General features: G+C 71.9%; 7 protein-coding genes. 4 read left to right on the top strand and 3 right to left on the bottom strand.

All coding sequences use genetic code 11. The annotated features are described in order from the left end of the window. The first annotated feature begins 7 nt into the window (after positions 1–7). Complete coding sequence (locus tag ACFY12_RS27415; RefSeq protein WP_390718571.1) at positions 8–973, top strand: HAAS signaling domain-containing protein; 966 nt, start codon at positions 8–10, stop codon at positions 971–973. 111 nt (positions 974–1,084) lie between these two features. On the opposite strand, the gene ACFY12_RS27410 is transcribed toward ACFY12_RS27415, so the two are convergent. Beyond that, on the bottom strand, positions 1,085–1,876 hold the full coding sequence (locus ACFY12_RS27410) for an NAD(P)-binding domain-containing protein (RefSeq protein ID WP_390718570.1): 792 nt from the start codon (positions 1,874–1,876) through the stop codon (positions 1,085–1,087). 61 nt (positions 1,877–1,937) lie between these two features. Next, complete coding sequence (locus tag ACFY12_RS27405) at positions 1,938–2,912, bottom strand: alpha/beta hydrolase (protein WP_390718569.1); 975 nt, start codon at positions 2,910–2,912, stop codon at positions 1,938–1,940. Positions 2,913–2,988: 76 nt separating this feature from the next. Between ACFY12_RS27405 and ACFY12_RS27400 the strand changes: the two genes are divergently transcribed. From ACFY12_RS27400 to ACFY12_RS27390, 3 genes are all read left to right on the top strand, one after another. Next, the gene (locus ACFY12_RS27400; RefSeq protein WP_390718568.1) at positions 2,989–3,564 is read left to right on the top strand and encodes a TetR/AcrR family transcriptional regulator; all 576 of its coding nucleotides are present in this window, start codon (positions 2,989–2,991) and stop codon (positions 3,562–3,564) included. Positions 3,565–3,806: 242 nt separating this feature from the next. Next, positions 3,807–11,684: a SpvB/TcaC N-terminal domain-containing protein gene (locus tag ACFY12_RS27395; RefSeq protein ID WP_390718567.1), complete on the top strand. Its 7,878-nt coding sequence runs from the start codon at positions 3,807–3,809 to the stop codon at positions 11,682–11,684. A 32-nt stretch (positions 11,685–11,716) separates the two neighbouring features. Next, positions 11,717–22,045, top strand: a complete 10,329-nt coding sequence (locus ACFY12_RS27390; protein ID WP_390718566.1) for a neuraminidase-like domain-containing protein — start codon at positions 11,717–11,719, stop codon at positions 22,043–22,045. Positions 22,046–22,171: 126 nt separating this feature from the next. Here ACFY12_RS27390 and ACFY12_RS27385 read toward each other — a convergent pair whose 3' ends face one another. After that, positions 22,172–22,894: a BTAD domain-containing putative transcriptional regulator gene (locus ACFY12_RS27385; protein WP_390718565.1), complete on the bottom strand. Its 723-nt coding sequence runs from the start codon at positions 22,892–22,894 to the stop codon at positions 22,172–22,174. Positions 22,895–23,081: the final 187 nt, after the last annotated feature.

Raw genomic sequence — 23,081 nt, 5'->3', positions numbered from 1 at the left:
GGGACCGTTGAGCAAGTTCCATGCGTCCGGCAACGGCACGCTGACCGACCGCTACGTGGCGGAGGTCGTCCGGCGCATCCCGGCCGGCCGGCGCGGCGACGTGGCCGACGAGTTGCGTGCCACGATCGCGGACACCGTCGAGGCCCGCGGCTCGGCCGCCCCGGAGACCGCCGAGCGCGAGGTGCTCACGGAGATGGGCGACCCGATCCGGCTCGCCGCCCAGTATGCGGACCGGCCGCTCGCACTGATCGGGCCCGGGCTCTACCCGACGTACGTACGGCTCCTCACGGTCCTGCTGTCCACCGTGCTGCCGATGGTCATCGCCCTGAGCGCGGTGCTCGACGTCATGGACGGCCGGGGAGCCGACGAGGTGATCGGCGGGGCCGTCGGGGCGGTGCTCTCCGTCGGCGCCCAGATGATCGCCTGGCTCACCGTGGTGTTCGCCCTGATAGAGCGGTCGGACAAGCGCTCCGACACACGGTCCGGCGCGGTCAGGGGAGCCTGGACGCCCGACGACCTGCCCGACCGCGGCGTGCCGAAGGAGCATGGCGCGGCGGCCTACGCCGGGGTGGCGTGGCATGCGCTGCTGATCGCCCTGATCGTCTGGCAGCACACCGCGCAGCCGTACCAGACCGACGGCGGCCTACGCCTCGATGTGCTCAACCCGGACCTGTGGTCGGGCTGGATCTGGCCGATCCTGGCCGGGCTCGTCGGCCTCGTGACACTCGACGCGATCCGGGCGGTGCGGGTGTGGACGCGTTCGCTGGCGGCCTGGACCGTGGGCGCCGAGGCGGCCTTCGCGCTGCCGCTGGCGTGGGTCCTGCATCGGCATGAGCTGTTCAACCCCGCCTTCCTGTCCGACGCCAATGGTGGCTGGCAGACTCCGCAGTTCGTCTACACCGTGGCGGCGGTGGGTGTCCTGGCGGGAGGCGCGCACAGGGTGCTGAAGCGGTTCCGCGAGACGCGGGACTGAGTCCGCGGCAGCTGCTGGAGTTCTCCGCACAGGAGGGTGAGGTCGGGGGATGGCCCCGTGGGTTCGCGGTCGACTCACGGGGCGGCTTCGGGTGCGAGCCCTTTGCCCGGGCTACTTCAGATCGGCAAGGAGGTCATCGAGGGCCTTCTTGAGGGCTTCGGAGTTGGCCGGGTCGAACCATGTGGTGCGGATGCGTTCGTTGTTTCCGTTCGGGGTCTCGTGGTCGGCTGCGAGTTGGTGCAGGGAGCGGGTCTCGTCACTCAAGGCGCGGCCGACACCCTGGAAGAGGTTGCGGAGGTAGCGGTCGGCGTCGTCGGAGGCGATGCCCTGGTCCGCGGCCCACGATGTGAGCGTGGCGAGATACGAGTAGTGGGCGGTCAGCGTTCCTGTCAGCGCGGAGAAGACGTTGAAGGCCGCTTCGTCCGCGACGGGGAGCGCTCCACCCATCTGCTCGAAGAGGAAGTTCACCTCCGGGTGCGATGGGTACGTCACGGTGACGGAGCGGCGTTCGCGTATGGCCGGCAGGGGGATGGCTCGGATCAGCGGGGCATCGGTGGCGAGTATCCGTCGCAGGTCGTCGTTGCCGACGCCGGCCATCACGTTGACCACCACTTTGCGGCCGTCCACCCTCAGGCCGGCCAGGGCATGGTGCCGGTCTTGGCGGCGTACGGCGACGATCACCAGCTCGGAGCGGTCCACCACCTCCTGATTGTCGGCGCACACTCGTACCCCCGTGTAGCGCTCGGACAGCTCCGCGGCAGTGCGGGCTCCCCGGGGGGAGAGGAAGATTTCTGGCGACTCGCCGCCCCCGTGACGCAGGCCCGTCACGATGGCTCGGCCGATCTCGCCCACTCCGATGATGCCGATGCGCTGCACTGCGTCTACCTCCATGTCTACGTCCATGTCTGCCTCCATGGTGCGTGGTGGTGGTGACCCATGTGGGTCCGGGGCTGTGACGTTCGAGTCATGCGGCGAGGGAGACGCGCAGGAATTCGAGGATCTCCGCCCGCGCGGCCTCGGCCTGCTGCGCCACGCCCGGCATGCTGAGGAACGCGTGCCCCGCTCCGGGGTATTCGGTGAGTTGCGCGGGCGTCCCCGCCGCTTGCAGCCGTTCGGCGTAGCGGCGGCCGTGATCGGCCAGCGGGTCGTGGGTCGGCACCACCACAAGCGCGGGGGCCAGCCCCTTCAGGCTGTCGGCATACAGCGGCGACAGCCCACGAGGGTCGGTGCCCGGGGGAACGGCGAGCCGCCGGAACAGGTGCAGTTGCGGCTCGGCGAGGGTCGGGGTGTGGGCGTGCCGGGTGACCGAGGCGTGGTCGAGCATCGTGTCGGTCATATCGGCAGCGGGGTTGACCAGCACCTGCGCCTGGAGGTGCAGGCCGGCCTCTTTGGCCCGGATCGCCGCCAGGGCGGTGATCAACGCGCCGCAGCTCTCGCCGAACAGGGCCGCCCGCGCCGGGTCGATGCCCCACTGCGCGGCGTGCCGCACCACGTGCCGGAGCACGTCCCAGCCGTCGTCGGCGGCGTCCGACAGTGGGCTGTCGGGGGCGAGGAGGCGGTGCTCGACCGAGACGACGACGGCGGGCAGCCGGGCGGCGAGGTGGCTGTTGACCCAGTCGCTCTGCACCGCCGTGCCCACGTACCCGCCTCCGTGCACGTGGAGCACGAGTGGCAGGTCCGTCCGTCCGGTGACTTCGCCGCCGCGCCCGGGCGCCGGCCGGTACACCCGGACCGGGAGTTCACGGCCGGGCAGCACTGCCTTCTGCCATTCCATCACGGCGCCGGGATCCGGAGCGCCGGTGATCGCCCGCGCCGCGCTGGACGCACGGAAGCGGTTCTCCGCGTCGCGGTAGGCGGCCAGTTCCTCGGCCGTCATCACCGGCCAGTTCGGCTCCGGCGGCCGCTCCGTAGCAGTGACCTCGCCAGTGACCTCGTTCATGCCTTCTCCTCGCTCAGAGAGTTTCGCTACCTCGAGTATCGATACCTAAGGTAGCGAAAAAAGGTATCGTGTGGGTATGGCATCGACCACATCCGCCAGACCACCCGGCCGTCCGCGTGCCGGCGTCAACGCCGTGGTGTTCGCCGCCACGCTGAGCACGGTTCAGGAACTCGGCTACGCGCGTGCCACGGTTGAGCGCATCGCCGCCGCGGCCGGCGTCGCGAAGTCGACGGTCTATCGGCGCTGGCCGTCGAAGGGCGAGCTGATCGTGGACTGTCTCCTGGACGCGTTCGGCCCGGCGCCGCTGGAGGGCACCGGTCGCGCCGAGCTCATGTCCTCGACCATCCGGTGGATCGCGGGGAAGATCGGCGAGCCCGGGGTGGGTGACGCGTTCGCCGGCGTGTTCAGCGACGCCGTCAGCGACCCGGCCCTGCGTGAGATCCTGTCCGCGCGGTTGCAGGACCCGTATCGGCTCGCTCTCCAGGACGCGCTCGGCGAGCCGGAGAACCGGGTCCTGTTCTTCATCGACGTCGTGGTCGGTACGTTGCTCCACCGGATGGGCATGACCGGCGAGCCCATGGTCGATGCCGATGTCGCCGCGCTGGTCGAGATGATCCTGCCGCACTTCGCCGAGGGGCCCAGCCCGACTTAGTGCCGCGTCCACCACTTGGTGCCGCGTCCGCCTTTGCCCGGTTGGTGACCTGTGGACTCGCCGAGCAGATCAGGATGGCTGAGCAGGTATTCCCCGTGGAATTCCCCTAGGTGCACAGGGGTGAAGCCGAGCCGTGGAGGGTGTGCGGATCCTGTGACGCCACTGTGACGGCGAGGGGCTGTAGTAGGAGAACCTGCACACCGGATCAGGGGTCGGTGGCGACCGGAGGGGAACAAGCCGAGATGCTCCCATACGACCCGTCACCGGCCGGCGACCCCTGGACGGACCGGGCGCGCGCCCACGGATCCGCACCGGCCGACGGTGCGGGCAGGGGTACCCCGCAGACCCCGGCGGCGCCCGCCGTGGCGTCCCCGGCATCCGCGCCGTCGGTGTCGCTGCCGAAGGGCGGTGGCGCGATCCGCGGCATCGGCGAGAAGTTCAGCGCCAACCCGGTCACCGGAACCGGCACGCTCTCCGTGCCGCTGGCGGTGAGCCCCGGCCGGTCCGGCTTCGGTCCGTCACTGGAGCTCTCCTACGACTCCGGCGCCGGCAACGGCCCGTTCGGCCTCGGCTGGCACCTGGGTCTGCCCTCGGTCTCCCGTAAGACCGACAAGGGGGTGCCGGCCTACCGCGACGAGCCCGTGGCCGGCGGCGATCCGCTCGCCGGCTCATGGCCCGGTTCCGACGTCGGCCCCGGCGCAGCAGAGGACACCTTCGTCCTGTCCGGCGCCGAGGACCTCGTCCCGGTGCTCGACGGACAGGGGCACGGACACGGGCGCGGCCACTGGGCGCCGGTCGAGCGGGCCCGCACCGAGGCGGGACGCACCTTTGCCGTACGCCGCTACCGGCCCAGGACCGAGGGCCTGTTCGCGCGGATCGAGCGGTGGACGGACACGTACTCGGGGGAGACGCACTGGCGGTCGGTGAGCAAGGAGAACGTCACCACCGTCTACGGTCGCAGCGCGCAGAGCCGCGTCGCCGACCCTTGCGATCCGGGCCGGGTGTCCACCTGGCTGATCTGCGAGAGCTACGACGGGACCGGCAACGCGATCCGCTACGAGTACAAGGCCGAGGACGCGGTCGCGGTCGACCTCGCCGCGAGTCATGAACGCAACCGCGGCGGCGACGACCGGTCCGCCCAGCGCTACCTCAAGCGCATCCGGTACGGCAACCGGCTCCCCGCGTGGGCCAGTTCGGAGGAGGCCGGTTCCGACGGGTCCGGGGCGGACTGGCTGTTCGAGGTGGTCTTCGACTACGGCGAACACGACGAGCAGAACCCCGTGCCGGCCGAAGTCCGGCCCTGGACCTGCAGGGCGGACCCGTTCTCCACCTACCGATCCGGCTTCGAGGTCCGCAGCTACCGCTTGTGCCACCGGATGCTGATGTTCCACCACTTTCCCGACGAGCCCGGGGTGGGCGCCGACTGCCTGGTGCGGGCCACCGAGTTCACCTATCGCGGGGACCCGGTGCGGGGTGAGCCGGTCGTCTCGTGCATCGAGTCGGTGCGGCAGCGCGGATTCCGGCGCCGTCCCGGCGGCGGATACCTCAGCCGCTCCCTGCCGCCTCTCGAACTCGGCTACAGCGAGGCGCGCGTCGACGACAGGGTGCACACCCTCGATCCCGAGAGCCTGGCAGGTCTCCCCGCCGGCCTCGACGGAACGACGTACCGGTGGATCGACCTGGACGGCGAGGGGCTCTCCGGGGCCCTGACCGAACAGGCCGGAGCCTGGTTCTACACACCCAACCTCGGCGGTGGCCGCTTCGGGCCGGTGCGCGCGATCGGCCGGCCCAGCCAGGGCGCGTTGGGCGGCGGGCGCCAGGAACTGCTCGATCTGGCGGGCGACGGACGGCCGGACCTGGTCGAGCTCGGCGGGCCGCTACCCGGCTTCACCGAACGCACCGAGGACCGCGACTGGGGCGTGTTCCGGCCGTTCCGCGCCCGCCCCGACATTGACTGGCACGACCCCGGTCTCCGCTTCGTCGACCTCAGCGGGGACGGGCACGCGGATGTGCTGATCACCGGCGAGCAGGTCTTCACCTGGCACCCCGCGCTCGGTGCGGACGGATTCGGCGCGGCCGGCCGGGTCTGGATACCCGACGACGAGGAACGCGGCCCCCGCCTGGTGTTCGCCGACCGCACCCAGTCGATCCACCTCGCGGACATGTCCGGCGACGGCCTCGCCGACCTGGTGCGGATCCGCAACGGGGAGACGTGCTACTGGCCGAACCTCGGCCACGGCCGCTTCGGGGCCAAGGTCGCGATGGACGACGCGCCGTGGCTGGACGACGCCGACCTGTTCGGCCCGTCCCGTGTCCGGCTGGCCGACGTCGACGGGTCCGGTACCGCGGACCTGATCTACCTGCACCCGCGCGGTGCCCGCCTGTTCGCCAACCAGGCCGGCAACCGATGGGGACCGGCACGGCCGCTGGGCGTACCGTTCCCGCGCGCCGACGACGCCGCTCAGGTCAGCGCCGTGGACCTGCTCGGCAACGGGACCGCCTGCCTGGTCTGGTCCTCCGCCCTGCCCGGTGACACCGGCCGGCAGCTGCGCTACCTCGACCTGACGGGAGGGCAGAAGCCCCACCTCCTGGTCTCTGCGCGCAACAATCTGGGCGCGGAGACGCACATCCGCTACGCGCCCTCCACCCGGTTCTCCGTCGCGGACCAGGAGGCCGGTCGGCCGTGGGCCACTCGCCTGCCGTTCCCGGTGCACGTCGTCGAACGCGTCGAAACCGCCGACCGGATCAACCGCAACCGGTTCACCACCCGCTACGCCTACCACCACGGCTACTTCGACGGTGTGGAGCGGGAGTTCCGCGGATTCGGCATGGTCGAGCAGTGGGACACCGAAGTGCTCGCCGCACTCGGCCCCGAGGGGACGCAGGGGACGTGTCCGGATGCGGCGAACCTCGACCCGAGCTCGTACGTGCCGCCGGTGCTCACCCGCACCTGGTTCCACACCGGTGCCTTCCTCGACGGACAGCGGATCTCCCGGCAGTACGCACACGAGTACTTCGCCGATGACCTGCGCCTGCCCGACTCGGTGCTGCCCGAAGCCGTCCGGCGCACCGGCCGCACCCCCCTGCCCTGGCGGCTGTCGGCGGACGAGACCCGACAGGCGCACCGCGCGCTGAAAGGGCTCCCGCTGCGTCAGGAGGTCTACGCCCTCGACGGGAGCGCGGCCGAGGACCGGCCCTATCTGGTCACCGAACACAACTACACCGTCGAACTCCTCCAGCCGGCCGTGCCACGTTCCCCCGACGCGACGGACCTGCCCCTCGCGGTCTTCCTCAGCTCCCCACGCGAGACACTGACCGCACACTACGAACGGCAGACCGATCCGCGCATCGGCCATGAACTCGTCCTGGACGTCGACGACTACGGCAACGCGCTGCGCTCCGCATCCGTCGGCTACGGCCGCCGCCACCCCGACCCCGACCCGGTGCTCACCCCTGCCGACCGGGAGGCGCAGCAGCGCCCGTACGTCATGGTCACCGAGAACGACTACACCAACGCGGTCGACACCACCGACGCGCACCGCACCCCGCGGCAGTGCGCGGCCCGCTCCTACGAGATCCGCGGCCTCGCACCCCGGCCCACCCGCTACGCGTTCGCCGAACTGCGCGACCGGCTCGCCGCGATCACCGTCGAGTTGCCCTACGAGGCGTGGGACGCCACGCCCGCCACCGGGGCGCGGCGGCTGATCGAGCACACCCGCACGCTGTTCCGCCGTGACGACCTGACCGGACCGCTGCCGCTCGGCTCGCTCCAAGCGCTCGCGCTGCCGTACGAAAGCTACCGCCGGGCCCTGTCCCCGGGGCTGCCGGCCGCGCTGTACGGGGACCGGGTGGACGCGGCGATGCTGGCCGAGAGCGGTTACGTCGAGGCGGAGGGCGCCTGGTGGGTTCCCTCCGGGCGGAGCTTCTACTCCCCGGACGCCTCCGGGGGCCCCGCGGCCGAATCCTCCTATGCCCGCCGGCACTTCTTCCTGCCGCACCGCTTCCGTGATCCGTTCGGTGCGACGACAACGGTCCGCTACGACGGGTACGACCTGCTCGTCACCGGCACCGAGGACGCGCTCGGCAACCTCGTCACCGTCGGCGAGCGGGACGCCGAGGAGCGGGCCCTCGGCAACGGCAACGACTACCGGGTGCTCCAGCCCCGGCTGGTCACCGATGCCAACCGCAACCGTGCCGAGGTCTGCTTCGACGCACTCGGCAGGGTGGCGGGCACGGCGGTGCGGGGAAAGCGCGAGGAGCGGCTCGGCGACTCGCTCGCCGGGTTCGACCCGGATCCGGCGGACGAGGCCGTGACCGGCTACCTCGCCGATCCGCCGACCGACCCCGCGGCGCTGCTGGGGGACGCCGGAACCCGTGTCGTCTACGACCCGCTTGCCTACTGGCGCACCCGTGACGACGCGGAGCCGCAGCCCTGCGTGACCGCGACACTGGCCCGCGAGATCCACACCGGCGACCTCGCGCCCAGCGAACACACCAGAGTTCAGCACAAGTTGGACTACTCCGACGGCTTCGGCCGGACGGTCCAGAGCAAGTCCCTCGTAGAGCCGGGCCCGTTGACCGACGGCGGTCCGGAGCTCGGCACCCGCTGGGCCGGGACGGGCTGGACGATCTTCGACAACAAGGGCAACCCGGTCCGCGAGTACGAGCCGTTCTTCACCGCGACCCACCGTTTCGAGTTCGCCGCGGCCACCGGGGTCGGCACGGTGCGCTTCTACGACCCCGTGGGACGGGTCGTCGCCGAACTGCGCCCCGACGCCACCTACGCCAAGACGGTGTTCGGCCCCTGGCGGCAGGAGACCTGGGACGGCAACGACACCGTACTGACCGATCCCCGCCGTGATCCGGACGTCGCCGGATACGTCAGCCGCCACCTGGACGGCATCGACGGCTGGACGACCTGGTACACCCGCCGCGTCGACGGCCGGCTCGGGCCGGCCGAACAGCGCGCGGCCGAACAGACCGCGCTGCACGCGGGGACACCGGCGCGCTCCTGGTCCGACTCCCTGGGCCGCACGTTCCTGACCGTCGCGCACAACCGGTTCCTGCGCGAAGGGAACCCCGTCGACGAGATATCCGCCACCCGCTCCCGCCTCGACATCGAGGGCAACGAGCGGGAGCTGCGCGACGCTCTGGGCCGGGCCGTCGTGCGGTACGGGTACGACATGCTCGGCAGCCGGGTCGCCCGGTCGGGCATGGACACCGGCGGCGGCGTCCTGCTGGCTGACGTCGTCGGCAAACCCCGCTACAGCTGGAACTCCCGGGGCTTCCGCTTCCGCACCGAGTACGACCCCCTGCACCGCCCGGCACGCTCCTGGGTCCAGGGCCCCGGACTCGCCGGGGAGGTGCTCCAGCACCGCACCGAGTACGGCGAGGGGCAGCCGGACGCGGCGGCGCGGAATCTGCGCGGCCAGGTCCACCGGCGGTTCGACGAGTCCGGGGTCGCCACCCACGAGTCGTACGACTTCAAGGGGAACCTCCTGGCCGCCGACCGGCGCCTGACCCGCCGGTACCAGGACACCCCCGACTGGAACCACGACGTCGAGACCGAAGAGCGCAGCTACCCCGGCACTACCCGCTACGACGCGCTGAACCGGCCGACGAGTGTGACGACACCGGACGGCAGCGTCCTCCACCCCGTCTACAACGAAGCCGGACTGCTGCACAGGCTGACGGGACGACTGCGCGGTGCCGCCGAGACCACGGTCCTGGTGGCCCGCCTCGACTACAACGCCCGCGGCCAGCGCACCCACATCGCACACGGCAACGGCAGCCGCACCGGCTACACCTACGATCCGGCGACCTTCCGGCTCACCGGCGTGCGCACCGAGCGGAACGGCCGGCGCCTCCAGGACCTCGCCCACACCTACGACCCGGTGGGCAACATCACGGCGGTGGACGACCGGGCCCAGCAGACGGTCTTCTTCCGCAACCAGGCCGTCCGGCCGGAGGCGGCCTACGTCTACGACGCGCTGTACCGCCTGGTCGAGGCGACCGGGCGCGAGCACCTCGGACAGACCGGACCGGTCCCGCCGCAGGCGGCCGACGCACTCCGGGCCGGACTGAGCCACCCCGGCGACGGCGCGGCGATGAGCCGCTACATCGAGCGGTACGTCTACGACGCCGTCGGCAACATCCAGCGGGTGTCCCACCGTACGACGGCCCGCGGCGGCTCCGGCTGGACCCGCGCCTACGCCTACGCCGAGCCGAGCCTGCTCGAACCCGGGCGGCACGGCAACCGCCTGAGCCACACCACCGCCGGAGGCGAGGCGGCCCCGCCCCAGCCGTTCCGCTACGACCAGCAGGGCAGCATCACGGAGATGCCCGAACTGCCGGTCATGTGCTGGGATCCGCAGGACCGCCTCCGGTCCAGCGCACGGCAGGCGGTCGCGGACGGCGTGCCGGAGACCACGTACTACGTCTACGACGCCACCGGCCAGCGCGTCCGCAAGGTGACCGAAAGCGCCACCGCTGCCGCGGGCGCCGCCCCCCGCCGCATGTCCGAACGCATCTACCTCGGCGCCTTCGAGATCCACCGCGAGTTCGGCGCCGACGGACAGGTGAGCGTGGAGCGCGAGACGCTCCACGTGCTGGACGACCAGCAGCGCATCGCACTCGTGGAGACCCGCACCCTCGGCGACGACGCCGGCCCGGAACAGCTGATCCGCTACCAACTCACCGACCACCTCGGTTCGTCCGTCCTCGAACTCGACGAGACCGCGCGGGTGATCTCCTACGAGGAGTACTACCCGTACGGCAGCACGTCCTACCAGGCCGTACGCGCCGGGACGGAGACCCCGAAGCGATACCGCTTCACCGGAAAGGAACGCGACACCGAGTCCGGCCTCTCCTACCACGGGGCCCGCTACTACGCGCCCTGGCTGGGCAGATGGATCAGCAGCGACCCGGAAGGCACCGCCGACGGCCCCAACGGCTATGAGTACGCGCGGTCTTCGCCGACCCGCTTCGTGGATCCCACCGGGCGGTCGAACATCCCCTTCACGGACGCCGACATCGATCAGGCGCTGAGCCGCCTGGAGAGCGGCGCCCGAGCCGTGGGCAAGGGGCTGAGGGGAGCCGCCGCCAGGATCAACATCGACGAGATCCAGGCGGTCGCGCGCGGCGGCAGCTGGGACGATCCGGCGAACAAGCAGTTCCTGGAATCCATGACCAACCAGGTGTCGAAGGGCGCTCGCATCGATCCACGGGTGGTGGCCCCGCGACCGCCGTTCTCGCTGGCCCAGGCGGCCACCGAGGGCGAGGAGGCGTTCCGCCGTGCGGCGGGGGAGATGCTCACCCGGCCCTTCTCCGAGGTACAGGAACTGGAGGCGATCACGCGCGACGCCCGCGGTGCGATGACCTCGCTCAACAGGACGCCGCGGAAGCTCGCCGACGCGATCAACTCGGCGATCAGACGGCGTATCGCGACGGGTGCCACGACCGAGGCCGGTCTGGTCAACCGGGCACTGCGCACCGTGGGCATCGACCCGTCGACCTTGACCCAACTGCCCCAGCAGGCCTCAGCGGCCGCCGGGCAGGCGCCCGCCGCCGCGGCCGCGGGCGAAGGAACCGCGGCGGCGGCCACCGCCGTCACGGCCGAGGCGGCCGGGACCGGCGCCACCGTCGCCAAGACGGCGGCCACCGCCGGGCGCCTCGCCCGTGCCGCCGGGACGGCCGCCCGGGTGGTACGCGCGGCGGCTCCCGTCCTGCGCGCGGTCGGCAAGGTGGCCGGACCCGTCGCCCTCGCCGCCAGCCTGCACCAGGCGGCAACCGCGCAGAGCACGGCCGACAAGGCGGACGCGGCCGTCAATGTCTCCAGCAGCGCGCTCGCCGTCGCGTCGTCCAACCCGGTCACCGGCATCGCGGCGGGTGCGCTGGTGGCCGGTGGCTACGTGGGCAACAAGGTGGAGAGCGCGGTCACCGAAGCGACCGGGAGCCGGGCCGCCGGGGTGGCCTCCGGGACGCTGGCCGGGGCGGCGACCGGGGCGGCCATCGGTGCCGTCGTCGGATCCATCGTGCCCGGCGTGGGAACGGCGGTCGGCGCCGGCGTCGGTGCCGCGGCCGGAGCCGTCGGCGGCTTCATCAGGTCGTACTGGAAATAGCGCAACGGCAGACATGGACAGGGAGCCCGATCGTGCCCGACTTGATCATCGTCAGACTCCACCCGACGGAGCCGGTGACGGCCCAGACCTTCACACAGGCGTTGACCGGGCTCACGATCACGGCCTACGACCTGACGTTCGGCGACAGCACCCACGGTGTGGCGATCGGCACGGCGAAGGGGCTGGCCGATCCTCATGTGCCGCCCGGCGGCATCGATCCGGTGGACGACTCGGTGGATCTGACACAGACCCAGATCATCCAGCACTACAAGGACGTGACCATCGGTCTCGGTACGAAGGTGCGCGCGCTCCAGTCGGCCGCGACCGCGGTCATCGTGGCCGACCCGCCCGGCGGCCACACCGAGTACCCGACCGCCAACTCCTTCGACCTGCGGCTGGACATCAGCCGCAACGGAACGCAGATCGCCGACAAGACGCTCGACTTCAACATCGTCGTCACCACCGTCACCACTCTGCCGACCGACCAGCCGGCCTGCTTCGGGATGGCTCCGAGCGCCTACGCGACGCTGCCGCCGCTGCTCGGGAACACGGTGATCGAGGTGCCGCCGGACGGCACGGCACCCGCCTTCGACCGGTTGGCCAAGGCGATCGACGCGGTCCTGGCCAAGGATCCCGCGGACGGTGTCGCGCTCAAGGACCGCGGCCCGCTGACCGCGGCGCAGAGTCGCCAGATCGCCTGGGAACTGGTCTGGGACCGCACCGTCTATCCGCCGCCCGCCGAGCCCCGCCCGCTCGGCGAGATGTACACCAAACCCTCGGACTCCCAGGACATCGACCGGGACGCCGACAACGACCGCAAGCGGTTCGAGGGGGAGCTCACCGGCTACCACGCCACCCATGGCGCCGAGGCCGACCGGCTCGCGAAGTTCGTCTTCACCGCGTCGGCGGCGGTCCAGTGCGAGCTGCTCAGCGCCGGCGGGACGATACCCAAGGCGGGTGCGTCCGGAGAGGACCTGGTCGGGGCACGGCTGGCGGCCTTCCCCTTCCCGGTCATCACCGGCGCGGGCGCGCCCCTGGACACCGCCGTCATCCTGCAGCCGGCGTCCGGGGCGACCCTCGTCGACCAGTTCACCGTCCCGGCCGCCTACTTCTACGCGCTGGCCGCCTCACTCCCCGCGCAGGTGGGCGTCGGCCAGCGGTACGACATGGCCCGGTTCGGCGCGGAGACCAAGACGCTCCAGGAGATCCGGACCGCGATCGACGCGGGATCCGTCACCGTGTCCGAGCAGCCTTCCACCCAGCCGTCCGCGGCGGTCAACCCCGCCCAGGCCGCCCGCCGGCTGCACGCGCTCGGCACGGTTCCCGGCTCGCTGCCCGCGGTCCGCTATGACGCGTCGATCGGGCTCCTCGTGACGGACTGGCTGGCCTACGCCGACTCCACCGCCGAGATCGACGCGAAGTTCTGGCAGGCCGAGGTGACCGCCACCCACCCCGCCGCCTACCTGGACCTGCTGCTCCACGTGGTGACCGAGAGCTTCCAGCCGCTCATCGACGCGATCACCGGACCGCCGCTCGGCATCACGTCCGCGCCCGCCCTGGTCGCCGTCACCGACCAGCGGTGGCGCGACCTGTTCCGCACCCCGGAGCCCCGGCTGGACCTGCTGCCGCCGTTCACCCAGCCGGGGACCCCCGCCCAGCGGACCGAGGCGTTCATCCGCCGCCTGCGGAAGTTCTTCACCGTGCCGCCCGGAGCCGTCAGCGGCACCGGGGCGACCCCCGAGGGCCCACCGGCTCTGCACACCTCCGCCGCGGACGTGTTCGCACGGTTCAGCGCCGCCTACGCGGCCCACGGCGGCGGCACCTTCGCCTTCGGCACCGCACGTGACGCGGACGCCTCGTCCGCCGCCGTCGCCGACACGTGCCCCGGGGACCGCGAGGCCCAGGCATGGCTGGCCGAAACACTGGACATCGTCGACGCGCTGTGCCGACTCACCGCGTTCGCCGCGCCACCCGACGCCCGGGCCGAGCTGCGCTTCTCGCTCATGGAAGCGCTCTACGCCCGGGGCTTCAGCGACGCCGAAGGGGTACGGGCGCTCGCCCCGGCCGACTTCCAGGCCGCGCTGGCCGGTACCGTCGCCCACCCCTACGCCACGGACATCCAGGCCGCGGCGGGCGGTTCGACCGCGTCGGGACCACGGGCACCGGAGGGGTTCCAGCCGGTCAACCCGGACGGTGCGCTGACCGACTGCGTTCCGCCCGCCCACCTGTCGCCCTTCGGCCCCGTCGGCTACCTGCACGAACTGCTCCTCGCCTCCGCGGCCTCCACCCTCGCCCAGCCGGTGGTGCCCGGCGACCCCGACCCTGTGGGCACACTGCTCGCCGGGCGACGCGGTCCGCTCGGCCGGCTGCACGTGACGCGCGCCAACCTGGAAACGCCGCTCCCCGCCATCGACCTGGTGAACGAGAGCCTGGAGAATCTGGCCGCCGCGGTCGCCCCCGGCGGATCGGCGGCGGCCGCGGGCGCGGTGCACGACACGGCCTCCGACGCACTGGCCGGCCATGCGCTGCATGGGCCTGACGCTACGTCAGGACACGATCCGGCCACCCTGTTCGCCGCGATCCCGGAACACTCGTCACCGGCGGCGGTGGCCGCGCCCGCGGCCGGAACCGCGGCCTACGCCGCACTGCGCACCGACTTCTCCGCACCGCGGCTCCCCTACGATCAGCCCCTCGACGTGGCCAGGTCGTACCTGCGCCAGGCGCGCACCACCCGGTTCGAGGCGATGCGCCGATTCCGCCGGCGGATCACCGAGTTCGTCCTCGATCCGGAACATGAGCCCGCCGGATTCGCCGACCACCTCTGGCGTTACCCGGTCAGCTTCGACATCGCCCGCGAGTACCTCGGCGTCTCCACGGAGGAGTACGACCTGCTCTACCGGCAGGACATCACCGACGACGAGAACCCCGGCGCGGGCCGCCTCGCGCTGCACCAGCTCTACGGCTTCGCCTCGGGCACGCTGAACGGCACCCCGTGGACCGAGATCGTGCTGGACGTCGCCACATTCCTGCCGAGGACCGGGCTGGACTACTGCGAACTCCTCGACCTGCAACGCTGCGGCTTTGTCGGTTTCGTCCGCGCCGGCTCGGGCAACGGCGAGCGGGCCGACGGGGAGAGGCCTGAGGGGGAGCGGGCCGGCGGGGAGTACGGCGGCTTCCCGCCGTGTGAGCCGTGCTGCCTTGACGATCTGCGGATCGCCTTCACCGACCCGCACCACGCGCAGGATCCCACGACCGCACTGCGCAAGCTGGCCGTCTTCATCCGCCTGTGGCGCACCCTGCGCAACGGACCCGTCCGGCACCTCACGTTCGCCACCGCCGCTCGCCTCGCGAGGGAGCTCCACCTGTTCCACGGCGACACGGTCAACCCGGACCACCTCCGCCAGCTCGCCGCGCTGCTGATGCTGACCGGAGAACTGCGGCTGCGCGGGCAGAGCCCCCTCGCGCTGCTCCCGCTGTGGCAGACACCGCGGCCCGGCACCTGGGAGGACACGGTCGCGCTGCTCCTCGACGCGGCCGAGGACCACGCCGAGGCACGGCACCGCTGCCCCCGCCGGGGCCCGGAATTCCGCAAGGTCATCGCCGACAACCTCGGGCCGCTGTCGGTCCTCGCGGGGTTCGATCCGGACACACCCGGCGACACGTGGTACGCGCTGCCCACCCACACGCTGCGGCTGGTCGAGGTACTGGGCAAGATCTACGCCTCGGACTTCACGGTCGGCGAGATCCTGTTCCTGTTCACCACGGGCGGCCACCTCGACGGCGACGACCCGTTCCCGCAGCAGGACGCGAACGAAGCGCTGGACGACCCCCTGGCGCTTCCGGAAGCCGAGGAGGGGGAGGAGGGGGACGGCGAGCATTCCCTGTGGGCCCTGCGCCGCACGCTGCTGGGGATCCGCGTGGAGAGCGAACAGGCCCGGCAGTGGAGCTGGCCGAGGATCGTCGCCTCGCTCCGCGAGGAGTTCGGACACCTCACCCCCAGCGGCGGACCGGACCCGCTGACCGCCCTCGGCCGGCGGTTCTTCCCCGGCACACTGCGGCGCTGCGGCCACTCCGCCGACCCGCGGGACCAGCAGTACCGCACGCCCCTCGCCGCCGCCGACACCTCCCCGCACATGTGGACCGCCCCACCGGACGGGCCGTTCGGCTACGACGAGGCAGCCGAGGAGCTGTGGACCAGTCTGCCGCTGACGGACGCGGCGGTGATCCGGCGGCTGAGCGTGCTGCGGCCGCTGGGGGACGCGGAGCGCGTCGCGGTCCGCAACCTGTACTTCGCGCCGCGCGCCGCCCTCGCGCCGATCGCCGCGGTCTTCGAGAACTTCGACCACGCCGTCGACCGGCTCGTCCAGGAGCCCGACGAGGCAGCGCGGTTCACCTTCTTCCAGCACGAGTTCGCCCGCTTCCACCTGCGCTGCCGGGCAGTCGCCGAGCATCTCGCCGCCCACGTCCGCGCCGTCACCGGCCGAGCGGAACCGGGGGACGGCCACGCCGCCGCATGGCGGGTGCTCCGTGCCCTGCTCGCCGACGAGAACGCCGCCCGCACCCCGTGGGAGGACGACTCGGGACGGCCGCCGGAGACCACCTGGGGACCGCGGCCGAGCGGCGGCGCCTTCTCCGCGCTGCTCGGCCTCGCCGGAACGGGCCTGCTCGGCGAGTTCCGTACCGCCGGCGGCGACCTGGTGTGGCGCGAGACCCGCGGCCCGCTGAGCGCGTTCGGCCCCGTACGTGACGCGCACAACGCGCCGGTGCCCACCGTGCTGCCCGCAATGGGCCTGGAACTGACGCAGGATCAGCTACGGTTCGTCGGTGCCCGCAACGGCTTCGCGTTCCTCGACAGCGATGGTGAACCGCTCGGCGGCGCCCAGCCGTTCAGCGTGTGCTGGAGCGGGGTGCTGCTCGTCGAGGAACGCGGCGCCTACCGCTTCCACGCCGGCCCGCCGGCCGGCGACAGCGGCGAACCCGGCCCCGAGGCCGCGGCACACCAAGGCTGGCGGATCACCGTAGGACGTGGGCAGAAGACCTGGACGCTGCTCAACCACCACTGGGGCGGCGAGGACGCACCCGCGCACCACTCGGAACCGCTGACGCTGCGCCGAGGCGCCTACCGCATCCGCGTCGAGCTCGCACAACACCGCCCCGCCTTCGACCGGCCCGAGGACATCTGCCCGGTCACCACCGGCTTCCAGGTCACCTACGCCGGTCCGGACACCGGCGGTGTGCCCCAGTCCCTCCCGTACGACCGGCTGTTCCGCGACACCAAGGACAGCACCCTGGGATCCGGTATCGTCCGGCACGACCACACCGACGTGCCGAACGACTCCGGCCCGCGCGGAGCCGCCGACCCGATCCACGCCGGTGAACAGGCCGCCGCCTACCTGGACCGGCACTACACCAGCACACTGCGGGATATCCGCCGCACCTACCAACGGGCCTTCAAGGCACTGCTGTTCACCGAACGCTTCCGGCTGTCCGCCCACCCGGTACCCGGGTACCGGCAGTCCGAACTCGGCTTCCTGCTGGACTCGCCGCAGGCCTTCGAAGGCACCGCCCACCCACGGACCGGCAGCGGGTCCTTCGGAGTCCACCACGCCTGGTTCGACCCCGACCTGCTGCCCGTGGCCGACCCGTACCCGCCGGTGGAGCTGCTGGGGCGTGACACCGCGGTGCCCGACCAGCGGTCCGACCCCAGCCCGCAGCGCCAGGCAGCGCTCTTCGACTGGTGGGAGCGGATCTTCGACTACTGCGCCCTGCGCGCGCGGACCGAACGCGCCAGGGAACGGCCGGCCTGGCTGCTCTTCGCCGAAGTGGCCGAGCGCAAGCCGGACAACCCGGCCGAACTGCTGCGGCATCTCGGCGTCGACCTGCGCCACGCGCCCCTGGTCCTCACGCAGTTCGACCCGCGGGCCACACCACCGCTGTACGCGGTCGGCGACCTCGGAAGCCCGGATCTGACCGACGAACGCTGGCCGGTGCGGATCTGGCACGCCGAGACCTGGCTGAGGGAACTGCGCCGCCACTTCGCCGTGGCCCGGATCGAGACCGCCCGGCCCGCCCTGTGGGCCGCCGACGACCCGGGCGCCCAGGTGGACGCCCCACCCTGGATCTCCCCGCCGCAGTCCGGGAACGCCAACCTCACCCGGTTCCTCCAGGACGGCTTCCTGGAGCGCGGCGAGCCACGCCGGTACGAAGACCTCCGGCGGCTCAACGACGGACTGCGGGAACGCGCCCGTAACGCCCTGCTCGCCTACCTGTGCGGGAGGGACCGGGTGGCGCTGCCGTGGGCCGCCGGCCGGTACGCCCGCACCCCGCAGGACCTGTCCGACCTGCTGCTCCAGGACGTGGAATGCGGGCTCGCGCAACGGGCGAGCCGCGTCGAGGAGGCCGTCGGGGCCGTACAGACGTACATCCAGCGCGCCAGGCTCGGCCTCGAACCCGGGTTCACCGTCACCCCGGCGTTCGCCCGTCTCTGGGAGCGCAGGTTCGCCGCCTTCCCTGTCTGGTCGGCCGCCAGGCGCCGGGAGATCTACCGGGAGAACTGGATCGAATGGGACGAGCTGCGCACGGCCGACGGCTCGGAGGCGTTCCGGTTCCTCCGAGACGAACTGCGCAGAAGCGCGCTCACCGTTCCGGTCCCCGGCGGGCCCGAGTGGTGGCCCGAGCCGTCGGGCGGACGCCCGCCCGCGCATCCCGCCCTCGTCGCACGGCAGGCCCTGGAGCCCGCCGAGATCCACCTCCTGCCCACCCCGCCCGAGGGGCTCGGCCTCCTCGGCACTCCGCGGCACGCGGCGCAGCCGTCCTGGCTCGCACCGGTCTCGTACGGCGACAACGACGGCGACAGCGGACAGAGCGGTGAACGCGGAGGCGAGGACGCCGCGGTGGCGGCCACCGGCGGCGCCCCGTCAGCCGACGGCCGACGGCTTCCCCTGTGGCTTCAGGCCGCCGCCAACCTCGGCGCCCGCTTCGTCCGCGTCGCCGCCGCCGGGACACCCCGGGCATCGGCCGCGTTCGTGCCCCGCCCGCACCTCCGCGAGGACGACTGCCGCGCCCGGTACGGCCAGGAGCGGCCCGCGACGGTCGACGAGTACTACTTCTGGCTCGCCGACGCGCGGTTCTTCGCGGAATCCGGGGCGCCGCAACACGCCGACGCCGGGATCGTCGTGGAGCACGACCCGGCCGTCACCGCCCAGCAGACCTCGGACTGGCACCGCCCCGACGCCCTGCCGGGGCTGCTGAACTGGGAACCGGAGCAGCAGGTCCACCTGTACTGGTCCCGCCTTCGGGACGGCGAGTTCGAGCCCCCGCGGCGCTCGGACGAGGCGCTGGCCGTCACCGGCGAGGCGACAGCGCTGCGCTTCGACGGGCGCACCGGGGACTCCCTGCGGTTCGAGGCGGTCGACGGCCCGGTCAACGTCGGTGTGACACCCACCGGATACGGGAACTACCCCGGCGCGCCCGCCCCCGGCTTCCGGTACGACCTCGCCACCGACTCCGCCGTCGTGCTCCCCCTCGTGGCCGAGCCCGGCGGCCCCGCGCAGCAGGAACACTTCGGCCTGCCCGCGTACCCCTTCTTCGCCTACGCGGCACCGGGTGCCCCGCTTCTCCCGCAGTCGCCCTTCGCGGTCGCGATGACCGTGGCCGGTGCCCTGCGCACGCGGTGCGGCTTCGAGGCCGCACTGAAATGGTACGAGCTGGTCTACGTGCCGACCTCCCGGGACAACACCTGGGCTCACTGCTTCACGGACGGCGCACGCTTCACGGACGACGCAGGCCTCACGGACGACGCACGCGCGCGCAACCGGCGACGGGATGTGGAGTGCTGCCCCACCTCGCCGGTGACCGACGATCAGGCCCGCGACCGTGCCGTTCTCCTGGAATACCTGGACACCCTGCTGCGCTGGGGGGACTCCCTGCTGTGCCGGAACTCGCCCGAGAGCTCCCGGCAGGCCGCCGTGCTGTTCGAGACCGCTGACCGGCTGCTCGGCGCCCGTCCCACCGTTGTTCCGGCACAGGACGACACGGGCACCCCGCGCACCGTCGCGACGTTCCGGGCCCGGCCCGCTCCTCTCAACCCGAGACTGACCGCGCTGTACGAGCGGACCGCCGACCGGCTGGCCATGGTCCGCCATGCGCTCAACGGCCGTCGGCTGCACGGCCGGAACGGGGGAGCGGACCGGGCGTTCTGGGGTGACGACGCCCTCGGCGACGAGGGGTACGGAGCCGCCGTCGACGCATGCGACGCGGAGTGCCCGGGTGGTCAGGAGTGCCTGTGCCGAACCGGGCCGTACCGCTTCGGCTATCTGGTGCAGAAGGCCCTCGACCTCGCCGGCGAGGTCCGTTCACTCGGAGCCGAGTTGCTCGCCGCCTACGAGAAGGGCGACGCGGAGGCTCTCGCCGCGCTGCGTGCCGCCCATGAGCGGCAGCTGGCCGAACTCACCCGGAGCACCCGTCAGTTCCAGTGGCGCGAAGCCGACTGGCAGGTCCAGGCGCTCCAGAAGACGAAGGAGGGCGCGCTGGCCCGGCTGCGCTACCACCAGCAGCTCATCCTGCGCGGCCTCAACGCCGGGGAGACCGCGTACGAGGCGCTCACCGGGGTCTCCATGACGTCGCGCACCGTCGGCAACGTGTCCGAGGCGATCGCCCAGGGCATCGGGATCATCCCCGATATCGCTGTCGGCGTGGCGGGGCTCGGCCCGTACGAGGCCACCCAGCTACCGATCGGCACGAAGCTGGCGAACGCGAGTTTCGCCACCGCGGCCCGGATCATGAACGCGCTCGCCGATATCGCGGGCACCGGCGCCGGTCTCAGCCTCACCGAGTCGGGCTGGCAGCGGCGGCTGGAGGAGTGGCAGCACCAGGTCGAGATCACCGGCATCGAGATCGACCAGATCGAGCGGCAGATCCTCGCTGCGGAGCGGCACCGGGACGCCGCCCTGCGCGACCTCGACAATCAGCAGCGGCAGTACGAACACACCGTGGAGGTACAGGACTTCCTCCGCGACAAGTTCACCCACACCGAGCTCTACCTCTACCTGCAGAAGGAGACCGCGGCCCTGCACCGGCGGCTGTACGAGGTGGCATTGCGTACGGCACGCCGGGCGCAGCGGGCGTACACCCACGAACGCGCCGAGCCGGGCCGGGCCTTCCTGCCCGAGAGCGGCTGGGACAATCTGCGGGACGGTCTGGCGGCGGGGGAGCGGTTGCAGGTCGCCCTGCGGCAGATGGAGATCGCCTACCTGGAGGCCAACTGCCGTGAGTACGAACTGACCAAGCACCTTTCGCTGCGGCTTGACTTCCCGTCCGCCTTCCTGCGCTTGCAGACCACCGGTACGGCCGAGATCGAGATCCCCGAGTGGCTCTTCGACCTGGACCACCCCGGCCACTACCTGCGCCGGATCAAGAATGTGACCCTCAGCGTCCCGTGTGTCGTCGGCCCGTACACCGGGGTGCACTGCCGGCTGACCCTGCTGAGCAGCACCACACGGCTCACCCCGCGGCTGACCGCACCGGTCGCGGGCTGCTGCGGGGAGCGCGGCGACGAGTGCCACTGCCCGGACGGCTACCGGCCGCTGCCCGACGACTCGCGCCTGACCCGCAGCTTCGCGGCCACCGAGGCGATCGCGACGTCCAGCGGCCAGAACGACTCCGGACTGTTCGAGCTGAACTTCCGGGACGAGCGCTATCTGCCCTTCGAGTTCGCCGGCGCGGTCAGCCGTTGGCGGATCGAGCTGCCGCCGGAGAACAACCGGTTCGACTTCGACACACTCGCGGACGTGGTGCTGCACCTGAACTACACGGCACGCGAGGGCGGTGAGGCGCTGCGGCGCGCGGCCGGCGCACTCGCCCAGCGGCACCTGCCGGGCGCCGGACTGCGGCTGTTCGACATCCGCCACGACTTCCCGGACGACTGGTACCGGCTGACCTCCGGCGAGCCCGACGGCCGGCACGTGCTGCCACTGAAGCTGGGCCGGGAGCACTTCCCGTTCCTGCCCGGCGAGCGCGATCTGAAGGTCACCCGGGTGGAACTCTTCGTCGAACTAACCGATGTCGAATTCACCGATCCGGACCGCCGTGCAGCACTGCCCGTACGGTTCGTCACCGAGCACGAGAGCGACCACGGGGTGCGGGAGGCGTGCCGGTGCTCCTGCCACGACATCGAGTGCGTCTCCAGCGCCGAATGGCCCGCGCTTTACCACGGCGTGCTCGATATCGCGCTGCGGCCACTGCGTCATCGCGGCGACCGCGAGCTCGGACAGTTCCATTTCCCGGCGCTGCGGCAGCCGCTGGGCCGGGTATTCATGATCTGCCGCTATTCCGCGTCGCATGCGAAGGGAGGGCGGCGCTGATCGGCCATGAGGCCATGAAGCTTTGAGGGCCATGAAGCTTTGAGGCCACGGGACCCCGGGGTGGCGCGCTGCCGGCGTGTCGCCCCGGTATTCCGAAGACCGGAAAATGGCCGGGTTTACCTACCGCTAAAGCCGCAGCTGCGGCCGCATGTGCCGCCCCGGGCCGGCTGGGGCGACGGGCCGTACCGCCTCCCGGACGAGCATCTGGAGGGCGGGCGACGGCGCGACGCCGAGTTCGCGATGGAGCAGTGTCCGGTAAGCGTGATAGGCGCTCAGCACCTCGCTGTGATTCCCCTCCGCGATGTGGACCTGGATCAGCAGCCGGTGCGGGGTCTCGCGCAGCGGATCGGCCCGCAGCGCCCGCAGTGCCGCATCGAGTGCGTCCGCGTAGCGCCCGGTACGAAGGTGGTGCGCCGCGAGATTCTCCAAGCCGTGCAATGCGCACTGGCGAAGGCGTTCCCGCTCCACCAGTACCCATTCGTCGAGCCAACCGGGCAGCAGCTCGCCGCATCCGTGAGCCAACAGGGCTGCATCCGAGGCCGAGTTGTCGTCGGTGAGCACCAGCCGGGCGGCGTGGACGAGCGCGTCGACATCGACCTGCACACGGGTGTCGAGGGCGAGGGTTTCCCCCTGGGCGACCACGATCCGCGGACCGCACTGCTGTAGCCGCCACAAGGCCGTGCGCAGACTGCCCAGGGCCTTGTCCTCCCTTACCTCCGGCCACAATCCGCCCACGGTGTCTGCCCGTGTGGTCCGGTGGCGCAGTCCAATGAACGCGACCAGTCTCTGGAGCGTCTTCGGCAGCTCGACGTGCGTTTCGCCGTCGGCCAGCGTGAATCCCCCCAGCAAGCCGAGCCGTGTACCGTACACCATTCCCCCCGCAAGAATGCGATGGCCAGTCAGCCGGACTGGCCATTGAGGCCCAAACGAGTTATCGACATTCCGCTACTTCATTCGAACGATCCCATGGCCTTCTCGCTGGGATAGGTGAGAAAGAAGTGAATGGATTCCGACTGTGAAACTGGCAGTGAAGTAG

The organism is Streptomyces sp. NPDC001339, assembly GCF_042895955.1.
In the GTDB taxonomy this organism is placed as follows: domain Bacteria; phylum Actinomycetota; class Actinomycetes; order Streptomycetales; family Streptomycetaceae; genus Streptomyces.
Note: the sequence above shows the minus strand (reverse complement) of the source record. Positions and strands in the feature narration are given on the sequence as shown.

Bases quoted from the DNA above. Each gene is read 5' to 3' on its own strand.
- ACFY12_RS27405 (WP_390718569.1), bottom strand. From the start codon at position 2,912: ATGAACGAGGTCACTGGCGAGGTCACTGCTACGGAGCGGCCGCCGGAG.
- ACFY12_RS27400 (WP_390718568.1), top strand. From the start codon at position 2,989: ATGGCATCGACCACATCCGCCAGACCACCCGGCCGTCCGCGTGCCGGC.
- ACFY12_RS27410 (WP_390718570.1), bottom strand. From the start codon at position 1,876: ATGGACGTAGACATGGAGGTAGACGCAGTGCAGCGCATCGGCATCATC.
- ACFY12_RS27395 (WP_390718567.1), top strand. From the start codon at position 3,807: ATGCTCCCATACGACCCGTCACCGGCCGGCGACCCCTGGACGGACCGG.